This is a genomic window from Elusimicrobiota bacterium, from assembly GCA_016182905.1.
GTDB lineage: Bacteria > Elusimicrobiota > Elusimicrobia > UBA1565 > UBA9628 > GWA2-66-18.
In genome coordinates, this window is the sequence record JACPFR010000051.1 from 57,369 (window position 1) to 79,277 (window position 21,909).

The 21,909-nt window shown below is 67.9% G+C and carries 20 protein-coding genes and 1 tRNA gene; 18 read left to right on the plus strand and 3 right to left on the minus strand.

What is annotated here, in order from left to right; translation table 11 throughout:
• Nucleotides 1–3: 3 nt before the first annotated feature.
• The gene (locus tag HYV14_15475; protein MBI2387389.1) at nucleotides 4–4,608 is read right to left on the minus strand and encodes a S8 family serine peptidase; all 4,605 of its coding nucleotides are present in this window, start codon (nucleotides 4,606–4,608) and stop codon (nucleotides 4–6) included.
• Between the two features lie 109 nt (nucleotides 4,609–4,717).
• Nucleotides 4,718–5,401: a response regulator transcription factor gene (locus HYV14_15480; GenBank protein MBI2387390.1), complete on the minus strand. Its 684-nt coding sequence runs from the start codon at nucleotides 5,399–5,401 to the stop codon at nucleotides 4,718–4,720.
• A gap of 50 nt (nucleotides 5,402–5,451) precedes the next feature.
• Here HYV14_15480 and HYV14_15485 point away from each other — a divergent pair.
• The 15 genes from HYV14_15485 (at nucleotide 5,452) to HYV14_15555 (ending at nucleotide 17,937) form a co-directional block, all read left to right on the plus strand.
• Nucleotides 5,452–5,523 (plus strand) — tRNA-Met (locus HYV14_15485).
• A 118-nt stretch (nucleotides 5,524–5,641) separates the two neighbouring features.
• Entirely contained in the window at nucleotides 5,642–5,824 is a 183-nt protein-coding gene (locus tag HYV14_15490) for a hypothetical protein (GenBank protein ID MBI2387391.1), read from the plus strand.
• An 11-nt stretch (nucleotides 5,825–5,835) separates the two neighbouring features.
• Entirely contained in the window at nucleotides 5,836–6,837 is a 1,002-nt protein-coding gene (locus HYV14_15495) for an SAM-dependent methyltransferase (protein ID MBI2387392.1), read from the plus strand.
• Nucleotides 6,834–7,190 carry an NADH-quinone oxidoreductase subunit A gene (locus tag HYV14_15500; protein ID MBI2387393.1) on the plus strand — a complete coding sequence of 119 codons (357 nt, stop codon included), beginning with the start codon at nucleotides 6,834–6,836 and terminating at the stop codon, nucleotides 7,188–7,190. The genes HYV14_15495 and HYV14_15500 overlap by 4 nt, the downstream gene beginning before the upstream one ends.
• A gap of 4 nt (nucleotides 7,191–7,194) precedes the next feature.
• Complete coding sequence (locus HYV14_15505) at nucleotides 7,195–7,743, plus strand: NADH-quinone oxidoreductase subunit B (GenBank protein MBI2387394.1); 549 nt, start codon at nucleotides 7,195–7,197, stop codon at nucleotides 7,741–7,743.
• Nucleotides 7,744–7,747: 4 nt separating this feature from the next.
• Nucleotides 7,748–8,314, plus strand: coding sequence for an NADH-quinone oxidoreductase subunit C (locus HYV14_15510; protein ID MBI2387395.1), 567 nt, complete (start codon nucleotides 7,748–7,750; stop codon nucleotides 8,312–8,314).
• A 31-nt stretch (nucleotides 8,315–8,345) separates the two neighbouring features.
• Nucleotides 8,346–9,452, plus strand: a complete 1,107-nt coding sequence (locus HYV14_15515; protein MBI2387396.1) for an NADH-quinone oxidoreductase subunit D — start codon at nucleotides 8,346–8,348, stop codon at nucleotides 9,450–9,452.
• A gap of 380 nt (nucleotides 9,453–9,832) precedes the next feature.
• A complete protein-coding gene (gene nuoH, locus HYV14_15520) occupies nucleotides 9,833–10,894 on the plus strand; it encodes an NADH-quinone oxidoreductase subunit NuoH (GenBank protein ID MBI2387397.1) in 1,062 nt (353 codons plus the stop codon).
• 7 nt (nucleotides 10,895–10,901) lie between these two features.
• Nucleotides 10,902–11,414, plus strand: coding sequence for an NADH-quinone oxidoreductase subunit I (locus tag HYV14_15525; GenBank protein ID MBI2387398.1), 513 nt, complete (start codon nucleotides 10,902–10,904; stop codon nucleotides 11,412–11,414).
• 1 nt (nucleotide 11,415) lies between these two features.
• On the plus strand, nucleotides 11,416–11,910 hold the full coding sequence (locus HYV14_15530) for an NADH-quinone oxidoreductase subunit J (GenBank protein MBI2387399.1): 495 nt from the start codon (nucleotides 11,416–11,418) through the stop codon (nucleotides 11,908–11,910).
• Nucleotides 11,911–11,918: 8 nt separating this feature from the next.
• Nucleotides 11,919–12,224: an NADH-quinone oxidoreductase subunit NuoK gene (nuoK, locus tag HYV14_15535; protein MBI2387400.1), complete on the plus strand. Its 306-nt coding sequence runs from the start codon at nucleotides 11,919–11,921 to the stop codon at nucleotides 12,222–12,224.
• 1 nt (nucleotide 12,225) lies between these two features.
• Nucleotides 12,226–14,364, plus strand: coding sequence for an NADH-quinone oxidoreductase subunit L (gene nuoL, locus HYV14_15540; GenBank protein MBI2387401.1), 2,139 nt, complete (start codon nucleotides 12,226–12,228; stop codon nucleotides 14,362–14,364).
• Nucleotides 14,365–14,386: 22 nt separating this feature from the next.
• Complete coding sequence (locus HYV14_15545; GenBank protein ID MBI2387402.1) at nucleotides 14,387–15,838, plus strand: NADH-quinone oxidoreductase subunit M; 1,452 nt, start codon at nucleotides 14,387–14,389, stop codon at nucleotides 15,836–15,838.
• Nucleotide 15,839: 1 nt separating this feature from the next.
• Nucleotides 15,840–17,252 (plus strand): NADH-quinone oxidoreductase subunit N, encoded by a 1,413-nt coding sequence (locus HYV14_15550; protein ID MBI2387403.1) that lies wholly within the window; start codon nucleotides 15,840–15,842, stop codon nucleotides 17,250–17,252.
• 109 nt (nucleotides 17,253–17,361) lie between these two features.
• Entirely contained in the window at nucleotides 17,362–17,937 is a 576-nt protein-coding gene (locus HYV14_15555; protein MBI2387404.1) for a hypothetical protein, read from the plus strand.
• Nucleotides 17,938–17,958: 21 nt separating this feature from the next.
• On the opposite strand, the gene HYV14_15560 is transcribed toward HYV14_15555, so the two are convergent.
• Nucleotides 17,959–19,569: a serine/threonine protein kinase gene (locus HYV14_15560; protein MBI2387405.1), complete on the minus strand. Its 1,611-nt coding sequence runs from the start codon at nucleotides 19,567–19,569 to the stop codon at nucleotides 17,959–17,961.
• A 55-nt stretch (nucleotides 19,570–19,624) separates the two neighbouring features.
• Between HYV14_15560 and HYV14_15565 the strand changes: the two genes are divergently transcribed.
• The 3 genes from HYV14_15565 to HYV14_15575 form a co-directional block, all read left to right on the plus strand.
• A complete protein-coding gene (locus tag HYV14_15565) occupies nucleotides 19,625–20,659 on the plus strand; it encodes a hypothetical protein (protein MBI2387406.1) in 1,035 nt (344 codons plus the stop codon).
• Between the two features lie 9 nt (nucleotides 20,660–20,668).
• Nucleotides 20,669–21,208: a hypothetical protein gene (locus HYV14_15570; GenBank protein ID MBI2387407.1), complete on the plus strand. Its 540-nt coding sequence runs from the start codon at nucleotides 20,669–20,671 to the stop codon at nucleotides 21,206–21,208.
• Nucleotides 21,209–21,220: 12 nt separating this feature from the next.
• Nucleotides 21,221–21,909, plus strand: a 689-nt coding sequence (locus HYV14_15575) for an FAD-dependent oxidoreductase (GenBank protein MBI2387408.1), incomplete at its 3' end; no start/stop codon positions are given.

A 21,909-nucleotide genomic window follows, 5' to 3' on the forward strand; every position in this document is an offset into this window, starting at 1 on the left:
GCCTCACCGGATCACCGCCACGCGCCGGACCTTGCGCGCCCCGCCGCCCTCGATGAGGGCGTAATAGGTGCCGCTGGCGACGCTGCGCCCGGACTTGTTGCGCCCGTCCCAGGTCAGGACGCCGTTGGCGCCCGCCGTGCCTTCCCAGACCTGCTCCCCGGTCAGGGACATCAGACGGACGGTCGTGCCGGCGGGGTAGTTCGCGAAGGTCAGGGCCTGCGCGCCGTACGCGCCGTTCGGCGCGCCGATCTCCCAGGGCTGGGGGAACACGACGCCGTCCGCGACCGAGGCGCCGGCCGCGGCGAAGAAGGGGGAGTAGGAGGAGAAATGGTCGAGGGTCGCGATGATCTGGTTCCCGCTCGTGTCCACGGCGGACGGCACCATGACCCAGAGCGCCGACGCGTCGTCGTAGCGCGCGATCAGCAGGCGCCGCGGGTCGGAGTCCGGAGCCAGCTGCAGCGGGTCGTACGTCAGGATCAGCCGCACCGGCTTCAGGGGCTGCAGCCCGCCCGCGGAGATGTCGACGCCGACGGCGTTGCCGAGCGCGGTCAGGCCCGCCACCGAACTGCGCGGGTTCGACAGGTCGAGGGTCACGCCCGACAGCATCGTGACGACGGTGCCGGGCGGGAAGGTGCCGGGCTCGATCTGGGCCGCGACGGAGGGGACGACGGCGAACGCCGAGGGCAAGGTCAGGGTCAAGGTCCCGCCGGCGACAGTGCCGGAGGACAGCGTCGGAGCGGTGGTCCGCGTCGAGCCGATGACGAGGTAGTTCGGGTTCCCTTCCTGGTCGAGGGAGGCCACGCGCGTGTAGTAGACCGTGCCGTAGCTCAGGCCGGCGAAGTTCGCCGTCGCGGCGCCGGCCGCCACGGAGCTCGAGCGTATGATAGTCCCGAAGGCCGGGTCGGCCGACAGCTCCGCCAGGTAGCCCTGGCAGGCCGAGGCCTGGGGCGCCAGCGGCAGCGCGGTCCACGCCACCGTCACGCTCGCCACGCCGACCAGCGGGAACGGAGCCGCCGCCGCGGCGGGCGCGTTGGCCAGGGTCGAGGCCGAGCCGATCGTCGTCCACGGTCCGTCCGGCGTCGGCGCGTTGAGGCTCAACGCGCGCACGCGCAGATAATAGAGGGTGTTCGGGCTCAGGCCCGAGACCGCGGCGAACGCGTTGGCCGTCGTCGAGGAACCCGCGACGACAGAGAAGTTCGCCAGCGCCGAGGCCTGGACGGTGAAGCTCGTCCCCGGCCCGAGCGTCGCCGTCGTCCAGCTCGTGTAGAGGGTCCCGGTCGAGCGCGAGAAGACGGCGGAGGCGGGCGCGCCCGGCGCGACCACGGTGGTCGCCGTCGACACGGCGCCGGTGTAAGCGGTCGGGGTCCCCGAGAGGTTCAGGGCCGCGACGTCGGCGAAATAGAGGCGGTTGGAGCTCAGGCCGCTGAACGAGGCCGAGACGCCGGTGGTGTTAACGCTGGCCGTCACCGGCGAGAACGAGGCGCTGGTCGCCACTCGCACCGTATACACCGTCCCGGCCGGGTTGCCGCCCGAGTTGAAGCTGAAGGTGAACCCGTCCGCGGCCTGGTTGGAGAAGGGCTGGCCCGGCAAAGTCGGATCGAGCACGAAAGTGGGCGTGGACCCGAAGGCCGCGTAATCGCTCGTGATCCCGGCGTGGGAGATCGCGATCGCGCGGGCGTAGTAGAGGGTGTTCGGCGTCAGACCGGAGAACGCGGCGAAGCCGTTGCGAGTGGTCGACGAGGCGGCGATCGCGGCGAAGTCCGCGGTCGCCGAGGCCTCGGCCCGGTACTGGGTGCCGGCCGTGTTGCCGCCCGACGACCATTGCACAGTGAAGCCCGTCTGGGAGACCCCGAGGTAAGGGGCGGTCGACGGCGCGGGAGCGGCCGCCAAGGTCACGGTCGGCGCGCCGGGGATGAGGTACGGGCCGCCGGTCGCCGCGACGCGGAAGTAGTAGCTCGCGTTCGTCGACATGCCGGTGAAGATCGCGTAGAAGTTCTTCGTCGCGCTGCTCAGCACGACCCCGGCGAAAGAGGGGGAGGTCGAGGCGTCCGCGACGTAGGTGACGCCCGAGGCGTTGCCGGCGCCGTTCCAGTCGAACCGGATCGAGGAGACGGTCGCGCCGCTGAACTGAGGGCTGATCGGGGCGACGAGGTCGGTCAAGGTCGTCGCGCCGACCGGGCCGGTCGAGGTCGCCGCCCCGAAGTAGTTCAGCGTCGCCTGGCGGAAATAGTAGGTGGTCAGCGGCGCCAGTCCGGTGACGGCGATCGAGGTGTCCGCGCGGTTCAGAGTCAGGGCCGCGAACTGGGTCCCGCTCCCGTCGGCCGCCGTCGAGGCCGTGACCGCGTACCCCCAGCACGAGAGCGCCGCCGGGGCCGCCGGGCACGCGGTCCAGGAGACGGTCACACTGTCGACGTGCGGCGCCGCCGTCGGCAGGGCCGCCGGCGGCGCGGCCAAGGTCGAGGTGCTGATGAAGGCGCCGGGGCCGTCCACGCCTCCCCCGCTGCCTTTGACGAGCACTCCCGTCGTCGTGTTCGCCGCCAGGCCGGTGTGGACGTAGGGGGGCTGGACGCCCGACGCGAAGCGCACGGTCGGGTTCGTCGAATAATAAAGCGAGTAGGCGTCCGCTCCGACGACCGAGCTCCAGCTCCAGGTGACCGAGCTCGGGCCGAGAGTCGTCGCCGTCAAGCCCGTCGGAGGGGACACGGGCTGAGGGCTCGACGCGGCCTTGCCGTAGCCCCACGAATACGAGGGCACGATCCCCGTGGCGCCGTCGGACCGCGCCTGGGCGCGCAGGATGCCGCGCAGGTCGGACACGGTGCGGGTCGGCCCGTACTGCAGGCGGGCGGCGAGTATTCCCGTCACGACCGGCGCCGCCATGCTCGTCCCGCGCAGGATGCGGTGGCGGTCGTCGGTCAGGACGAGGTTGTCGCCGGGATAGGCCGTCGTCGCCGCCGACAGGGCCGCCGCGATCACGTCCCCGGGTGCCACGACCTCCGGCTGCTGGCGCAGGTCGCGCGTGGGTCCCTGGGAGCTGAACGAGGACAGATAGCCCAGCGAGGCCTGGCTCGTGAAGTTGTAGGTGAACCCGTCGGTGGCGTCCCAGTACTTCTTCGACGCGTACGAGCCGACGCCGAAGACGTTCTGCGCGCACGCCGGCTCTCCGAGGGTCCGGGTGTTGTCGACGTACGAGGCGAAGCTGACGGCCTGGCCCGCCGGGTCCACCCAGCCGTCGACCCGCCCGCTCCCGCCGTTGACGGTGCGCGTCAGCGTCACGGAGATCGTCGGGACCGTGACCCAGGGGGACCGGTTGACGCGGACGTAGATGAGCTCGTCGCCGTTGGGATGGCCGACGTCCGTGCTGTTGTAGATCTGGACGAGATGCCCGCCCAAGGTCGTCGACTGGATCGAGTTGTGGGCCGCGACGAGGCTTCCGCTGACGCCGCCCAGCACCACCTCGGCCGTGTAGTGGTCGGCGCCCGGCACCCAGAACTCGAGCTCCGCGTCCTGGCCCGAGTAAGCGACGTCGACGTCGGCCACGAAGCCCGCCGTGCCGCCGGGGTTGACGTCCGCCCCGGCGTGGGGCTTGGCCGCCCCGTCGTTGCCCATCGCGACGACGACCGGCGTGTTCGCCGCGAGGGCGCCGAGCGCGGATTCGAAGCCGGACGTCCCGTCATGGGGGCCGGATTGGGTGCCGAGACTCAGGTTGACGACCGCGCGTTTGCCCTCCCCCGCGGCCCGGGCGATGATGTAGGCGACGCCGTCCACGACGTCGGCGGTGTCGAACGTGGTGCGCACGACGATGAGGTCCGCGCTCGGCGCGATCCCTTTGAACGTCCCGGAGGGGATGGAGCCGCCCGTGCCGGTGCCGTCGCCCGCCGCGATCGAGGCGACGTGAGTGCCGTGCCCGTCGGCGTCCTCGGTGTTGATCGTCCCGCCCCCGCCCTGGATCTTGGTCGTGAGCTGCGACTGCGTGTATTGCGCGCCGTAGTTGTAGCCGGAGGGGAAAGGCCCGCCGGCGTGGGAGCTGATCGTCTGGTCCCAGAGGTAGAGGATGCGGGACGTGCTCGTCCCGGGGTAGGTGTTGTCGACCATGAAATCCCGGTGCGTGTAATCGATGCCCGTGTCGACGATGCCGACGACGACGCCCGAGCCCGTCGCGCCGGCGAGGTCGGTCGCCGCGGCCCCGTAGATCGTGCCGAGGGCGACGCCCGACGCCGTCGAGCTCGAGCGGACGGCGTCCATGAACGGGCGGGTCCGCACGCCGGCGTCGATCTTCCGCACGCGGCCGTCGGCGGCGAGGGCGTCAAGCGAGGCGTCGTCGGCGCGCGCGGTGACGACGTCGCCGGCCTGGGTGCCGAATTCGGCGTTCGGGAAGGCCGCGCGCAGGGCCGCGAGCGGCGTGCCGGGGGCGACCCGGATGAGCACGGACTGGCGCGGGCCCGCGGCGGCGCCGCCCGCGCCGGCCGGAGCGTAGCCTCCGGCGGAGACGGCGCGGCGCGCGCGGATGCGCGCGTCGATCTTCGCGGTTCGAGCGGACGCGACCGTCGCCCCGGCGAGGGACGCGGCCAGCACCGCCCCGAGCATCGCCGTCCTGCGCGGGAGAGCCATCTCCGTCCAGGATAACCCCGGGCACCTCCCCTGTCAATGCCGTACATATTAAGAGGAAGGCCCCGGAATCAGGAGACTCCGGGGCCTTCCACTCGAGGAACGAAGCGCGCTAGTCGGCTTTCTCGGCGGAGATCAGGCCCATGTCGATGCCTTTGACCACGGCCTCGGTCCGGTTCGACACGCTCAGCTTCTGGAACATGCTGTTGAGGTGGTTCTTGATCGTCTTGACGCTGCAGGCGAGCGAGGCGGCGATCTCCTTGTTGGACTGGCCCTGCCCGAGGTTGGAGAGGACCTTGATCTCGGTCTTCGTCAGCGCGACGAGGCTGGCCTCGGAGTTCGCGGAGCCCATCTGGCGCAGGCCGTCGATGAGCTTGCTCATCACGGGCTGCGGGATCATCACGCCCGAGTTCGCGAAGGTCTTCAGCGCGTTGACGAGTTCGGCCGCGGGGAGCATCTTCGAGAGATAGCCGTTCGCGCCGGCCTGGATGGCCTCCATCACGTGGGCCTCGTCCTCATAAGAAGAAAGGATCAGCACGTTCGTGGTCGGACAGTCCTTGTGGATCTGCCGCGTGGCCTCGATGCCGTCCATGTGGGGGAGCTTGATGTCGAGGAGGATCACGTTCGGCTTCAGCTTCTTGACGAGGCGCAGCGCCTCGCGGCCGTCGGCGGCCTCGCCGATGACGGAGATGTTCTTCTCGTTCTCGAGGAGGTCCTTGATGCCCTCGCGGAACAGCGTCTGGTCGTCTGCGATGACGACGGTGATCTTTTTCGCGACGGTGATCTTCTTGGCCATGAGTCATAGTACACAATTCGCCGCGACTTGTGATACAATGTCGACCTTCCGGCGCCGTAGCTCAGTGGTAGAGCGGGCGTTTCATAAGCGCCATGTCGGAAGTTCGATCCTTCCCGGCGCCAAGATTTGGAAGACGCGCAAGACGCCCGGACGTTGACCTAGGTCAATGTTCGGGCATGTCATTTCTGTTTAAATGCGTTGACTTTAGTGTGAACTCAGCCGGACCAAGGAGAACTACACATGGCCGAAGCCCTCGTTGTCGCCAGCAAGGTGAAGAAGCTGGTCAAGGAAGCCGGACTCCGCACCGGCGGGGATTACATCGACGCCCTGTCCGCGAAGATCGAGGCGGCCGTCAAGGCGTCGATCCAGAAAGTCCAGGCCGAAGGAAAGAAGAAGACTCTCGGCATCGAAGACCTCGCCTAAGGCTATTGGGCATGCGCTCGTTCAGGGACTTCATGGAGTCCGCGCTATACGACCCTGAACGGGGCTATTATTCCGTCCGCGAGAAGGCCGCGGATTTCTACACCGCTCCCGAACTGCACCCCGCCTTTGGAGCGGTGCTGGCCGACAGGCTGGCGCTCCTCCTCGAGCGGGCAGCGGGGAACGCGCCGGACCGCGTCCTTAATATCGTCGAGGCCGGATGCGGGGACGGGACTTTAGCCTGCCAAGTCGCGCGGCGGCTCCGCGAAAAGCACCCGGGCCTCGCGGCCCGGGTGTCTTTCGTCCTGGTCGAGCGCGGACGCAAGGACCTGACGACGGCGATCCGCCGCCTCACCGCGTTCGGCATGCCCGTCGCGGCCTGCACCGAGATCGGGAAGCTCCCGCCCTTCGCCGGCGTGCTGTACTCCAACGAGCTGCTCGACGCCCTGCCGGTGCACCTGCTCGAGGCGCGCGGCGGGAAGATCCAGGAGGTCTTCGTCGACGAGGGGAACCGCGAGGTATGCGGCCCGCTGTCCCGGCCCGAGCTCGAGCCTCACGCCGCCGCGCTCGCCGGACGCCTTCAGGAAGGGGAGCGGCACGCGGTGAGCCTCGAGGCCAAGGCCTGGCTCTCCGCCGCGGCCGCCCGCGTCGAGGAGGGGTTCATCGTCTCCATCGACTACGGCAAGCGCTTCGCGCCCGGCGCCGCCAACCCTCCGCGCGCGTTCCACCGCCACGCCGTGGAGACCGAGCTCACGCGCGAGCCCGGAGCCCGGGACCTCACCGCGTCCGTGGACTTCGAGGCGCTGATCGGGGCGGGAGAGGCCTGCGGCCTCTCTCTTGATACCTTCGAGAGCCTCTCCAAGTTCCTGATCGACGGCGGGATGCTCGGCTTCCTCGAAGCCGCCGCCGGCGACGACTCCGCGGCCTACCGCGAGCGCGCCAAGCTCAAGACCCTGATCCACCCCGAAGGGATGGGAGAGGTCTTCAAGGTCCTTATACAGAGGAAAGCGAAATGATGAGCGCCTATGCCGTCGTCTACGCCTTCGTCGTCGTCGCCGTCGGCTTCGCCGCGGTGACGCTCGGCCTGGCCAAGCTCCTGCGCCCGAGCGTCCCGTACGCCCGGAAGGAAAGCACCTACGAGTGCGGCATCCCCGCGGTCGGCTCGACCGAGGTCAAGCTCAACATCCGCTTCCACGTCTTCGCCCTGCTCTTCGTGCTCTTCGACGTGGAAGTCCTCTACGTATACCCGTGGGCGGTGACCGCGCGCGAGCTCGGCACGCTCGCGCTCGTGGAGATGGGTATCTTCATCGCGATCCTGCTGCTGGGGCTCGCGTTCGCGTGGCGCAAGGGCGCGCTGAGCTGGGAGTAGAACTATGGGCATGATCCTCGAGAAGCTGCCGGGACTGACCAAGGGCCTGCCGGGAGGGGAGCTCCTCCTGACGACCTCGGATTACTTCATCGACCTGGGCCGCCGGCAGTCGATGTGGCCGATGACCTTCGGGCTCGCCTGCTGCGCCATCGAGATGATGGCCTCCTACGCGTCGCGCCTCGACTTCGACCGCATGGGCGTCATCCCGCGCGCGAGCCCCCGCCAGGCCGACGTGATGATCGTCGCCGGGACGGTCTGCAAGAAGATGGCCGAGCCCATCCTCGAGATTTACCATCAAATGCCCGAGCCTCGCTTCGTGATCTCGATGGGCTCCTGCGCCAACTGCGGCGGCCCGTACTACGACTCCTACTCCGTGCTCAAGGGAGTCGACCGCATCGTCCCCGTCGACGTGTACATCGCCGGCTGCCCGCCGCGCCCCGAGGCGCTGCAGTACGCCGTCGTCAAGCTCCAGGAAAAGATCGCCAAGATGTCGCTCAAGAAAGGCCTCGCGACCGTCCAGCAGGAAAAGGGCAGCCGCGACATCAACGGCTGAGATTATGACCAACGACGAGATTTTCGCCAAGATCCAAGCGAAGTTCCCCAAGATCGAGAAGGCCGCCGTTCAGGTGAAGGATTACCTCACCGTGCGCCTGAACTCCAAGGACGAGCTGGTCCCGTTCGCCCAGTGGCTGAAGGATTCGTCCTTCGACATGCTCGAGACCGTCACCGCGACCGACCTGCTCGGACCCGTGGACATGAAGGGCTACATCCGCCAGCAGAACTTCAACCCGTTCCTGCCCGAAGGGGGGACCCCGCAGATCGAGTCGGCCCCGACCGCCGGCTACCCGTACCGCCCGGCGATGGACCTGCTCTACGTCTTCTTCTCCGTCAACGAGCGCGCCCGGGTGTTCGTGCGCCTCGAGCAGCCCCGCGAGAGCGTCAGCGTCCCGAGCCTCGTGCCCCTGTTCAAGAGCGCGGACTGGCAGGAGCGCGAGGCCTTCGACCTGCTCGGCGTCCGCTACGAAGGGCACCCGAACCTGATCAAGATCCTGACCCCCGATTTCACCCAGGGCCACCCCCTGCGCAAAGACTACGTCCACATAAAGGACCGCTTCGATGAGTAATATCATGGCCTCCGGCGCCGACGCGTCGACGATGTCCGGACTCAAGTCGGACCAGCTCTTCATCAACCTCGGCCCCCAGCACCCGTCCACCCACGGCGTGCTCCGCATCGGCCTCACGATCAACGGCGAGGTCATCGTCAAGGCCGTGCCCGACATCGGCTACCTGCACCGCGGCACCGAGAAGCTCGCCGAGGTCCGCAACTACCACCACTGCGTCGTGCTGACCGACCGGTGGGACTACGTCGCGGCGATGCCCAACAACCTGGTCTTCTGCCTCGCCGCCGAGAAGCTGATGGGCGTCAAGGCCACACCGCGCGCCGACGCCCTGCGCGTGATCATGTGCGAGATGAACCGCGTCGCCTCGCACCTTTTGTTCTTCGGGACGTACGGCATCGACCTCGGCGCCTACACGCCGTTCCTGTACGCCTTCCGCGAGCGCGAGATGATCCTCGACCTCTTCGAGATGATCTGCGGCGCGCGCCTGACCTACAACTACATCCGCCTCGGCGGCGTGATGACGGACGCCTCCGAGGACTGGCTGAAGCGCACGAAGGAGTTCGTCGAGTACTTCAAGCCCCGCCTCGACGAGTACGACACGCTCCTCACCTACAACCCGATCTTCATGGCCCGCACGCAGGGCGTCGGGATCGTCACCCCCGAGGAGGCCGTGAGCTGGGCGCTCTCCGGCCCGAACCTGCGCGGCTCCGGCGTCAACCACGACGTCCGCAAGTCCGATCCCTACAGCGGCTACGAGAACTACGAGTTCGACGTGCCCCTCGGGAAGACCGGCTCCTGCTGGGACCGCTACTTCTGCCGCGTGCAGGAGATGCGCCAGTCCATCCGCATCATCGAGGCTGCGATCGCGAAGCTCCCGGCCGGCCCATTCATGGCTCCCGGCGTCGCGAAGATCCCCAAGCCCGCGCCCGGGGAGGCCTACGCGCACGTCGAGGGCGCGCGCGGCGACCTCGGCATCTACATCGCCTCCGACGGCGGCATCTCGCCGTTCCGGATGCACGTGCACGCGCCGTCGTTCATCAACCTCGCGATGCTCCAGGAGAAGCTCGTCGGCATGAAGGTCTCCGACGTCATCGCGCTCCTGGGCTCCATCGACATCGTCCTCGGCGAGGTGGACCGCTAATGACCGCCAAGAAACCGAACCCCGACGAGGGGAAGAAGCCGGATACGCCCAAGGCCCCCGAACCCGCAAAGGTCCCCGAAGCCGCGGCGGCTCCGGGCCCCGCTCCCGTCCCCGCCGCCGGTGGGGCCACCCCCGCGCCGGCAGTTCCTAAACCAGTCGTCCCGAAATACGTGGCCCCTGAGCCCGTGCTCAACCGCAGGGACGGCCGCCTCATCGAGGACCGCTTCTCCACCTGGCCCACCGAGCGCTTCGCCGACCGCTGGTCGAAGCCCGGGTTCCAATGGGGCGCCGGCATGCTCGCGGGCATCTTCCTCGGCCTCGGCATCACCGCCGGCCTCATCGGAGAGCTCTCGGCGTGGGGGGACAAGCTGTACGCGTTCATGACCGCCTTCGCCGCCGCGAAGGGCCTTCCGACTTTGGCCGTCGAGGCCGTCTGGGTCGCGATCAAGGTCCTCCTCGTCGTGCACGTCGTCCTCATCAACGGGCTCTGGTCGATCTGGTGGGAGCGGAAGGTCTCGGCCCACATCCAGACGCGCGTGGGCCCGACGTACGCGGGAAGCCCGAAGGGCTGGAACTTCCACGGCTGGGCGCAGACCGCGCTCGACGGCGTCAAGCTCTTCTTGAAGGAAGACGTGACTCCCGCCGCCGCGGACAAGTGGGTGCACGCGCTGGCTCCGGCCATGGTCGTGGCCCCCTGCATCATCGCCTTCGCGCCCGTCTCGTTCGGCGACAACCTGGCGGCGGCCAACCTCGACATCGGCACGCTGTACGTCTTCGCCTTCGCCGGCATCTCGGTCATCGGCGTCGTGATGGCGGGTTGGGCCTCGGGCAACAAGTACTCCTTGCTCGGCGGCCTGCGCGGCGCCGCGCAGATCGTCAGCTACGAGCTGCCCCGCGGGTTCTCGGTGGTGCCCGTCCTCATGTTCGCGGGCTCGCTCGACCTGCAGACGATCGCCGACGCGCAGGCCGGCTACTGGCACGGGATCCCGCGCTGGTTCATCTTTTATCCCGTGGTCGGGCAGCTCGCCTTCGTGATCTTCCTGATCGCGTCGGTGGCCGAGACGAACCGCACGCCCTTCGACATCCCCGAGGCCGAGTCCGAGCTCGTCAGCGGCTTCCACACCGAGTACTCCGGCATGAAGTGGTCCATCTTCTTCCTCGCCGAGTACGCCTACGTGCTGCTGGGCTCCTTCCTCCTCGCGACCTTCTTCCTGGGCGGCGGGGCCTCGCCGATCGATGCCGTTCCCTTCACCTTGATCCCGAGCTGGATGTGGATGCTCGGCAAGGCGATGCTGATGATGTTCGTCTTCCTGTGGATCCGCTGGACCTTGCCCCGCTTCCGGGTCGACCAGCTGATGGATTTCACCTGGAAGTTCCTGCTCCCCTGGAGCTTCGCGAACATCGCGATCGCCGGCCTGTATCTCGCGTTCTGGCTCAAATGAGGACCTCATGATCCGCTACTTCGCCAGCATCTTCAGCAACTCCAAGGCCATCGTCCAGGGCCATTGGATCACGCTCAAGTACATGTTCAAGCCGGCCGTCACGATCCACTATCCCGACGAGAAGCTGGTGCCCTTCGAGATGTACCGGGGCGCGCTCCTCTTCGACCAGCAGACCTGCATCTCCTGCAACCTGTGCGTGAAGGCCTGCCCGTCGAACTGCATCCAGCTCGAGAACGCCAAGAACGAGACCGGCAAGAAGATCGCCAAGGTCGAGTGGTACTCGATCGACTTCGGCAAGTGCAACTTCTGCCGCCTGTGCGAGGAGGCCTGCCCGACGAAGCCCAAGTCCGTCTGGCACTCCCTCGACTACGAGGTCATCTTCACCAAGCGCGACGAGATGGTGCGCTGCTGGAAGAAGGACTTCCCGTTCATCGGCAAGTACTTCGACCGCAAGGGCCAGGACTTCAAGGATCCGGAAGGCCAGATCGCCATCCACGACGTCCGGCCGAGGAGGAGCTAGCGTGATAGACCAGATCGTTTTTTACTCGCTCTCCATCCTGACCGTGGCCTCGGCCTTGGCCGTGGTCCTGCATCGCAACACGGTGCACTCCTCCTTGTTCCTCGGCCTGTCGCTGGCCGGGGTCGCCGGCGTCTTCGCCTCGCTCGGAGCGGACTTCCTGTTCGGGGCCCAGATCATGGTCTACGTGTCCGGCATCGCGGTGCTCGTGATGTTCGTCGTCATGCTGCTCGGCCGGGCCTCGGACCTGCACCTGCGCCAGGTCAACGAGCGCTGGATGGCCGCGCTCCTCGTCGTCGCCGTCGCCGCCGTAGGCCTGCTCAAGGTCGCGGGACTGCACGCCGGCGCCGTCGTCACGGCCGCCGCGAAGCCCGGCACCCGCGACATCGGCCGGCTTTTCCTCGGCGAGTGGCTCCTGCCTTTCGAGCTGATCTCGCTCGTCCTGCTCGCGGCGCTGCTCGGCGCCGTCTTCTTCACCCGCACGGAGAACGCCTCATGAACGCCCCTCTGACCCTGGCGCACTACATGACCTTGGCCGGCATCCTCTTCCTGATCGGCGTCTTCGGCGCGCTGACCCGGCGCAACATCATCGGCATCCTGATGTCGATCGAGCTCATGTTCAACGCCGCCAACATCAACCTCGCCGCGTTCGACCGCTTCCTCCACCCGGAGGGCGTGACCGGCCAGGCGCTGGCGCTTTTCGTGATGACCGTGGCCGCCGCCGAGATCGTCGTCGGCCTCGCCTTGCTGCTCGCGATCTACCGCGGCACGGACACCGTGTACGCCGAAGACTTCAATCTCCTCAAGGGCTGATATGATCGAACACGCCTACCTGATCCCGCTGATCCCGTTCGCCGCGTCGCTGATCATGATGTTCGGCGCGAAGGAAGACCCGCATTCGCCCGCGCCGTGGATAGGCATCGGCGCGATGGCCATCTGCCTCGGCATGTCGCTGTCCATCCTGTCGGCCGTGGCGGGCGGGACCATCCCGCTGCCCTACGAGCACAACTGGCAGTGGTTCTCCTTCGCGGCCTCCATCGGGGGGAGGTCCTTCCTCTACGACATGCCCATCGGCGTGCTGATCGACGGCCCCGCCGCGATCCTGCTCGTCGTCGTGACCCTCGTCAGCCTCATGGTGCAGGTCTACTCGATCGCCTACATGCACGAGGACACGCGCTACAAGCGCTACTTCGCCTTCGTCTCGTTCTTCACGGCGTCGATGCTCGGCCTCGTGGTCTCGAGCAACATCCTCGTCGGCTTCATGAGCTGGGAGCTGATGGGATTATCGTCTTACCTATTGATCGGGTTTTGGTTTGAAAAAGACGGGCCGACGGAGGCGCAGAAGAAGGCCTTCATGACCACCAAGCTCGGCGACTCCGGCCTGTACCTCGCCCTGCTGTTCATCTTCGCGAAGGTCGGCTCCTTCCAGATCACCCAGATCCACCAGTTCATCAACCAGGGCTACATGACGCCGACGGTCGCGACGGTGATCGCGATCGGCATCCTGTTCGGGGCCATGGGCAAGTCCGCGCAGTTCCCGCTGTTCATCTGGCTGCCCGACGCGATGGAGGGCCCGACGCCCGGCTCGGCGCTGATCCACGCGGCGACCATGGTCGCGGCCGGCATCTTCGTGGTCGCCCGCCTGTACTTCGTGTTCCTCGCCGCCCCCGACGCGATGCTCGCCGCGGCGTGGATCGGCTGCATCACGGCCTTCATGGCCGCCGCGATGGCCCTCGTCAGCTACGACATCAAGCGCGTGCTGGCCTTCTCGACCGTCTCCCAGCTCGGCTTCATGATGTGCGCGCTCGGCGTCGGCGGCTACACCGCCGGCCTGTTCCACCTGACGACGCACGCGTTCTTCAAGGCCCTGCTGTTCCTCGGCGCGGGCTCGGTCATCCACTCGGTGCACACCAACGACATGCGCCTGATGGGCGGCCTGTCGAAGAAGATGCCCGTGACCTTCCTGACGATGGGCGCGGCGATCCTCGCGATCGCCGGCATCCCGTTCACCTCGGGCTATTACTCCAAGGACATGATCCTGGCGAACATCTACTACGCGAACCAGCCGATCTTCTGGATCATGCTCGGCACCGCGCTGATGACCGCCTTCTACATGTCGCGCCTGTTCATCCTGGCCTTCCTGGGGGACGACCGCGACCACGAGAAGCACCACCACGCGCACGAGTCCCCGTTCCTGATCACGGGCCCGCTCGTCCTGCTCGCCTTCCTGGCGCTCGTCTCCGGCTTCATGCTGGACCGCAACGGCCTCGTCTACCAGCTGCTCGCCAAGCCGACGATCACGGCCGCCCCGGCCGCCCCGGCCGCGGCGGCCGCCGTCGAGGCCCTCCCGGCCGAGCACGCCGCCGTCGCCGCCCACGGGACCGAGGCGAAACCGGCCGAGCACGCCGCCCCCGCCGGACACGCCGAAGCGCCCGCGGAGGCCCACGCGGCCGCCGCGAGCCACGAGGGGGGAGAGCATCACGAAGGGCACCTCCCGCAGTGGCTGCACCTCGCCCTGCCGTTCCTGGTCCTGGGCTCGATGAGCTTCGCCTTCTTCCTCTACAAGGGTCCCCATTACGCGGTCGCCGACTCCCTCAAGGGGACCTTCGCGCCGGTCTTCCATCTGCTCGACCGGCGCTGGTTCCTCGACGACGCGTTCGACCTCCTCGTCGTCCTCTGCGACAAGGTCGCCGCGCTCGCGTTCTGGATCGACGCGAACGTGGTGGACCGGGTGTTCGTGGACGGCTGGGGCCTCCTCATGCGCATCTTCGCCGAGATCAGCAACCTGCTCGACGCGCTTTTCGTGGACCGGACCGTGGACGGCTTCGGCGGGCTCAGCCTCGACCTCGGCGTGGGCCTGCGCGCCCTCGTCAAGGACGGCCAGGTGCAGGAATATCTGATGTACGCCGCGATCGCCTTCAGCCTCGCTGCGACCTTGATTCTGACGCGCTAATTAGGAGAACTCCCGAATGAACATGCTCTCACTGGTCACGTTCGCGCCCCTCGTCGGAGCGCTGATCATCCTGTGCATCCCCAAGGAAAAGGTCCGGGCGATCCAGACCGTCGCCTTCGTCTTCGCGGGGATCGCTTTGGCCGCCTCCCTGGCCATGCTGCCCGGCTTCAGCCGCGGGACGCACGAGATGCAGTTCGTCGAGCGCTGCTCCTGGATCCCCTCCTTCGGCGTCCAGTACTTCATGGGCGTGGACGGCCTGTCCTTCCCGCTCGTGCTCCTGACGACCTTCATGTGCGTCATCGGCCTCGTCGGCTCGCTCGGGATCGAGAACCGGGTCAAGGAGTACTTCTTCTGGTACCTCGTCCTCGAGGTCGGCATGATCGGCGTGTTCTGCGCGCTCGACCTCATCCTCTTCTACGTGTTCTGGGAGCTCACGCTCGTCCCGATGTACTTCCTGATCGGCGTCTGGGGAGGGCCCCGCAAGGAGTTCGCCGCGATCAAGTTCTTCCTGTACACCTTGACCGGCTCGGTGTTCATGCTCCTGGCCATACTCGCCCTGTACTTCGCGAGCCCCGCCCCTCACACCTTCGACATGCTCGAGCTCGCCAAGATGACCGGCGGCTGGGACAGGACCTTCCAGATCCTCGTCTTCCTCGGCCTGTACTTCGGCATGGCGATCAAGATCCCGGCCTTCCCGTTCCACACCTGGCTGCCGCTGGCCCACGTCGAGGCTCCGACCGCGATCTCGGTCATCCTGGCGGCGGTCCTGCTCAAGATGGGCGTCTACGGCCTGCTTCGCATTTCCTATACACTGAGCCCCTTGGGCTTCCAGTGGTTCCTGCCGGCCCTCATCGTCATCGCGGTCGTCAACATCGTCTACGGCGCGCTGTGCGCCATGGCGCAGACCGACATGAAGAAGATGGTCGCCTACTCGTCGGTCAACCACATGGGCTACTGCCTGCTCGGCATCGCCGGCATGACCACGGCGGGCTTCACCGGCGCGGTGTTCCAGATGCTGACGCACGGCATCATCACGGGCGCGCTGTTCCTCCTCGTCGGCGTGATCTACGACCGCGCGCACACCCGCGACATCTCGGCGTTCGGCGGGCTGGCGGTCAAGCTCCCGGTCTACGCCGCCTTGATGTCGCTGACCGCGTTCGCCTCGCTGGGCCTGCCCGGCCTCGCCGGCTTCATCGGCGAGTTCCTGTGCTTCCTCGGGGCGTTCCAGACCTGGAAGCTCGCCGCGGCGATCTCGGTGCTCGGCATCATCGCGACGGCCGCCTTCTTCCTGCGCATGATGCAGAAGGTGTTCCTCGGGAAGTTCAACGAGAAGTGGGCCGGCCTCGAGGACATGACGGCGCGCGAGCTCATCTCGATCGTGCCCCTCGCGGTCCTGACGGTGCTCTTCGGCGTGTACCCGAAGTGGCCGCTCGACCTCATGAACAAGACGATCGAGCACATGCTGGGGAAGTGAGATGAACAACCTGCGGCTGCTCCTCCCGGAGACGATCCTGGCGACGCTGGCGCTCGGCGTGGCCTTCGCGGACCTGATCCTGCCGGCCAAGCGGGCCCGCGCGCTGTACCATCTCGCCTGGCTCTCGGCCGCGGGCGTCCTGGCCTGGGTGGCGCTGTCCCTCGGCGACGCCTCGACGCACGGCGCCGGCTCGATGTGGTCCGTCGACCCGTTCAGCCAGTTCTTCAAGGTGACGACCTTGCTCACCTGCGTGCTGTGCCTGCTGCTCGGCCTCGACTACAAGGAGCTTCCGGAGAGCCAGGCCGGGACCTTCTCGGCGCTGATGCTCCTCTCGACGGCTGGGCTGATGTATCTCGTCTCCTCGACGAACCTGCTGATGATCTTCGTCGCCCTCGAGCTGGTCTCGATCTCCTCCTTCATCCTGACGGGCTTCGAGCGCAAGAACCCGAAGTCCAACGAAGGCTCGATGAAGTACTTCCTGTTCGGCGCGTTCTCCTCGGCCATCCTCGTCTACGGGATCTCGCTGTACTACGGGGCCACGGGGACGACGCAGCTCGCCGCGGCCTCCGCCGCCCCCGGCCCGATGCTGATCCTGTCGCTCGTGCTCATCCTCCTCGGCTTCGCCTTCAAGGCGTCGCTCGCGCCGATGCACTTCTGGGTGCCCGACGCCTACGAGGGGGCGCCCACGCCGGTGACGACCTTCCTGTCCGTCGCGCCCAAGCTCGCGACCTTCGCGGCGTTGGCCCGCGTGTTCGGCGCGGTCTTCCCGCTGCAGGCCTACGACCTGACCTTGCTGTTCGCGATCATGGCCGCGCTCACGATGACGATCGGCAACTTCACGGCGATGTTCCAGACCGACGTCAAGCGCCTGCTCGCCTACTCGTCGATCGCGCAGGCGGGCTACCTGCTGATCGGCCTCGCCGTCGGCTCGCCGCTCGGACGCGAGGGCGTGATGCTGTACTCGTTCGTCTACGTCGCGATGAACGTCGGCGCGTTCGCCGTCGTCCAGGCCGTCGGCTCGGCGAAGGGCAGCTACGACCTCTCCTCGTTCGACGGCCTGGCCAAGAACCGGCTCGGCCTCGCGCTGTCGCTCATGTTCTGCCTGCTGTCGCTCGCGGGCATCCCGCCGCTGGCGGGCTTCATGGGCAAGCTGGTGATCTTCTCCTCGGCCGTCCAGGCGGGGCAGTGGTGGCTGGCCGTCGTCGGCGTCCTCAACAGCGTCGTCTCGGTCTACTACTACTTCGCGATCGCCCACCGGATGTTCTTCCGCGACCCCTCGGACGAGGCCGCCATCCCGGTCGGCGCCTACGTCTGCGGCGGCGTGGCCTTGGCCGTCGTCGGCGTCCTGCTGTTCGGCATCCATCCCGAGCCGCTGATCGCGGGCGTGCGCGCTTCGACGCAGATCCTGCCTTAGCCCGGAAAGATTTCGCGGGAAAATATTCAACCACAAAGACACCAAGACACGAAGAAATAACCGCTTAAGTGACCGTCATTGCCGCTAGTCGTGCTATAATCTTAGCGTAATGACACGAGCGCTCCTGGTGCTGTTCTTGGCCGTGCCCGCCTCCGCCGATCCCGCGGCGATGTCGGCCACTCTCGAGGCGCTGCGCAGCCAGGCCGCCGCCGACCCCGCGTCTTTCGGCGCCCGCGAGGACGCCTCGGCCCGCGCCGGCAAGTCCTTCGACCAGAGCTTCACCATCCAGACTTTGACGCCGGTCGAGTTCGTCACGGTCGGAGAGCCGCGCAAGAACCCGCCGCCGGCGCTCGACGAGACGCCGGCGCCGCCCCGCAAGGAGCCCGCGGCGCAGCCGCCGGCCGACAACCCCGGCGCGGGCACCGACTACTACTTCGAGGGCAAGAAGCCGCTCAACGGCATCACCATCTACACGCCCGTCAAGGGCGACGGCTCCACCTCGGGCGGGGAATCCCCGACCGCGAAGTACGGCAAGTATGGGAAGTACGCCGTGATCGGCGGCGTCGCCTTGCTCGGCGTCGGCCTGGCCCTCGGCGGCACGCCGCTCGTAGCGCTCGCCCTCGTCGGCGGCATCCTCATCGGCGCGGGCGCCGTCCTCTCCTTCCTTTTCGGCAAGAAGAAGTAGACCGGGCCTCGCGCCGGCGGGCTACTTGTTCCAGTTGAGCTTGCGGTCGTCCGGCGCCGCGGAGGACTGGACCTTCAGATGCACCGCGGCGCCCAGGGCCGCGCACACGCCCGCGGTCCCGAGCCAGCGCCAGCCGCCGCCTGAGCCGGAGAAAGCGGCCCACCACGCCGCCGCGCGCTCCGCGAGCCCCGCGCCCCAGGGCTGCGTCTCCGGCACGGTCCAGGTCAGGGCGGAGACCAGCAGGCACAGCGCGGCGACTAGGCCGAGGACGCGCGACCAGTGCGCCTCGGAGCGGTCCTGGCCCCATTGCCCGAGGTACGCGGTGCCGAACAGGGCGATGTATCCGACGGCCGCGACGATGGCGGGCTCGAGCACGGGCATCGCGACGCCGCCGCCGAACGCCTGCCGCGCCCAGCACGCCGCCGCCCCGGCGCAGCCGGCGGCGCTGAGCGCCCGGCGCCAGGCGTTCGAGCGGTCCCCGTAGGTCAGCGCCGCGGGGGCCAGCGCGAGGAAGGCCGCGCCGGCGGCCCAGTCCTCGGGACCGGCCCGCCGCCACTGCCAGCCGAAGGCGAGGACGCCGAACGCGCTGAGCAGGCCGACGAAGGCGCTCTTGGAGCCGAGCGCGGAGGCGGGCGCGGGCGCGGGGGGCGGAGGGGGGAGGGGGACGGCGCGGTCGACGGGCGCGGAGGCGCGCGCGGGGGCGGACGCGGGATCGGGGTACTGGGGACGCGGAGCGTCCGCGCGGGGGGCCGCGGGCAGGATCTTGAACGGCGAGCCGCTCGTGTCCGTCTCGAGAAGCATCCCGACCGAGAGCATCTCCTTGAGCAGGACGAAGGCGTCGGCCGGGCGGTCCTCGACCTTCTTGGCCATCAGCCGGCGCAGGAGGCCGGCGGCGCGCTCCGTGATCTCCGGACGCAGGTTCCGGACCTCGGGGGGAGGCTCGTCGCGGTGCCGCATCAGCGCGTCCAGCGCCTCGCCGGGGTAGGGGGGCTCTCCGGTCAGCGCGTAATACCAGGTCGCGCCCAGCGCGTAGAGGTCCGACCGGGGGTCGGGAGGGCCGCCGTAGGCCTGCTCAGGCGCCATGAAATGGAAGGAGCCGGCGACCGTCTCGTCCGCGGCCGCGGCGGCGCCGGCGGGGCGAGCGATGCCGAAGTCGGCGAGCTTCACCGCGCCGCGCGCGTCGACGAGGATGTTCCCGGGCTTGATGTCCCGGTGCACGAGCCCGGCCTTGTGCGCGGCCCCGAGCGCGGACGCGGTCTCCCGGATGATCTCGAGGGCCTCGTCCGGGGAGAGGCGCCGGAGGCGCTTGACCCTCGCCTCGAGGGACTCGCCGTCCACCCACTGCATCACGATGTAGGGGATGCCGCGATCCTCCCCGACCTCGTGGATCGCGACGATGCGGGGGTCCTCGAGCTTGGCCGCGCTGCGCGCCTCGGCCAGGATCTGCTCGCGCACCGCGGCGCCGTTGGTGCCCGCGCCGCCGGCGTCGACGAGCTTCACCGCGACGGCGCGGTCGAGGGCGATGTGGCGCGCCTTATAGACGCGGCCCATGCCGCCGCGGCCGATCAGCGCCTCGAGGCGGCACGGGCCGAGCGTGGTTCCGACCAGAGGATCCGGCTCGGAGGCGGCCATGCCGTCAATGATAACAGGGCCTGAGAACGCCCGCAAGGTGCTAAAATACCCGCCGATGTCTTGGCGCGGACCCGGGGCGGCGTGGCACTTGATCCTGTTGACGGGGGCGGTCTTTTCCGTGCGCCTCGGCCTGCGGGCGGAAGCCCGCATGATCATCCCTTTGGTCGACGGCCAGGCCCTGTACGGGCAGGACTCCGACGACGACTATGACGCGCCGCCGCAGGTGGAGGGGATCTCCGCCTCGGGCCGAGGACCCAAGACCTTCCAGCGCATCCGGAAGGCCTCCGGCTACCGCGCCGCGACCTACGGCTTCCAGAATTTCAACAAGGACAAGCTGGAGATTTCCTATCAGCTCCCGGAGAGGGATTTCCGCCCGTACAACGACTCCTTCGGCTACACGAAGGAAGGCATCGACGAGGTCAAGGCCTGGCGCGAGACCGCCCGGCAGAGCGCGTTCAAGCTCGCGGTCAAGCAGGGGAAGTCCCAGGCCCAGCTCGACAACGCGATCGCGGCCCTCGACAAGGAATACGACCAGCGCGTGAAGGCTTATCTCAGCTCGCGCGGCTTCCGCATGCTGAAGGGCAACGTGGTCACCGTGGACATGCCCGACCTCGTGCGCAAGAACGCGCCCATGATCAAGCCGCTGTCCCTGACCTTCGAGAAGATCGCGGCCCAGCGGAGGTACCGCTCGGGCGACATCATCGGGGCGGTGCTCTCCTTCGTGCAGACCGCGATGCACTACAAGCAGCCCGATCCCGTCTTCAGGGACAAGCACACGGGAGGGGTCCTGCCGCCGATCACGGCCGTGCTCGTCGGCTGGGGCGACTGCGACACCAAGACCGGCCTGGCGGCCTCCATCCTGTCCAACTGGGCCCAGATGAAGATGGTCGGCGTCGGCGTGCCCGGGCACTATCTGATGGGGGTGCTGCTGATCCCCGAAAAGGGAGACATCTTCCTCGAGTACCAGGGTCTTCAGTACGTGCTCGTCGAGCCCACGGGCCCGGCGTGGCTGCCGCCGGGGCAGGTCGGAGAGGAGACGATGCACCTCCTCAACGGCCGCGACGGCTACAAGATCGAGCCGTTCTTCTAGGAGATAAACATGATCGCGACGCGAGTCATCGTCAGCCTGATGCACTTCTTCCTGATGGTCCTGATGTCCGGGTTCGTCATCTACTTGACCTACCGGACCTTCATCAAGGCCAACCCGGACTTCGACATGGAGAAGAAGATCAAGGAAGGCAACATCGCCGTCGGCCTGCTCGTCGGCACGATCCTGTTCTCGGCCTCCCAGATCCTGATGGCGGGCACCGACTCCTCGATCCAGATGATCCGCATGCACATGCTGGCCCCGACTGAGGAGAACGCCAACGTGCTCGAGCTGATCGCGCGCATGGCGGGCCATCTCGCCGCCTCGATGGCGCTCGCGGTGTTCTCGATCTCGGTGACCTTGCGCCTGTTCGGGCGCCTGACCTCGCACATGCAGGAGGGCAAGGAGCTCGAGAAGGGGAACATCGCCGTCGGCATCCTCCTCTCCTCGGTGGTCCTCGTCTCCTCCCTGTACATCAAGGACGGAGTGAGCTCGATCATGAAGGCGCTGACCCCGCAGCCGTCGATGGGACGCATCCAGGTCCTCAAGTAGTACAATAACGACATGGCCTCGCCGAAAATGAAGCCCGCGGACGCGTTCGCCGAGCTGAAAGGTCCCATGTCGCGAGAGGAAGCGAGGATCGAGTCCTCGCGCTGCCTCTATTGCTACGACGCCCCCTGCGTCACGGCCTGCCCCACGCACATCGACGTGCCCCGGTTCATCCGCCAGATCGCGGCGGCCGACCCGCTCGGGTCGGCCGAGACCATCCTCGAGGCCAACGCGCTCGGCCACTCCTGCGCGCGCGTCTGCCCCGTCGAGGTGCTGTGCGAGGGCGCCTGCGTCTATCACGATTGGCAGGAGAAGCCCATCCAGATCGCCCGCCTCCAGCGCCACGCCACCGACGCGGCGTACGCCGCGGGGGATCCGCCCTTCGAGGCGGGCCCCGACAACGGCAAGCGCGTCGCGGTCGTCGGCGCGGGACCCGCCGGCGCCTCCTGCGCGGTCTACCTGCGCCGCCTCGGCTTCCAGGTCACGATCTTCGAGAAGCGCAAGCTGCCCGGCGGCCTGAACACCTACGGCGTCGCCGAGTACAAGATGGACCAGCCCACGGCCGTGGCCGAGATGAAGTTCCTCTTCCAGATCGGCTGCTCGGTCGTCACCGGCAAGGAGATCGGCAAGGACGTGCCCGCCGCCGACCTGCTCAGCGACTTCGACGCCGTGTTCGTCGGCATCGGCCTCTCCGACACCCGCGC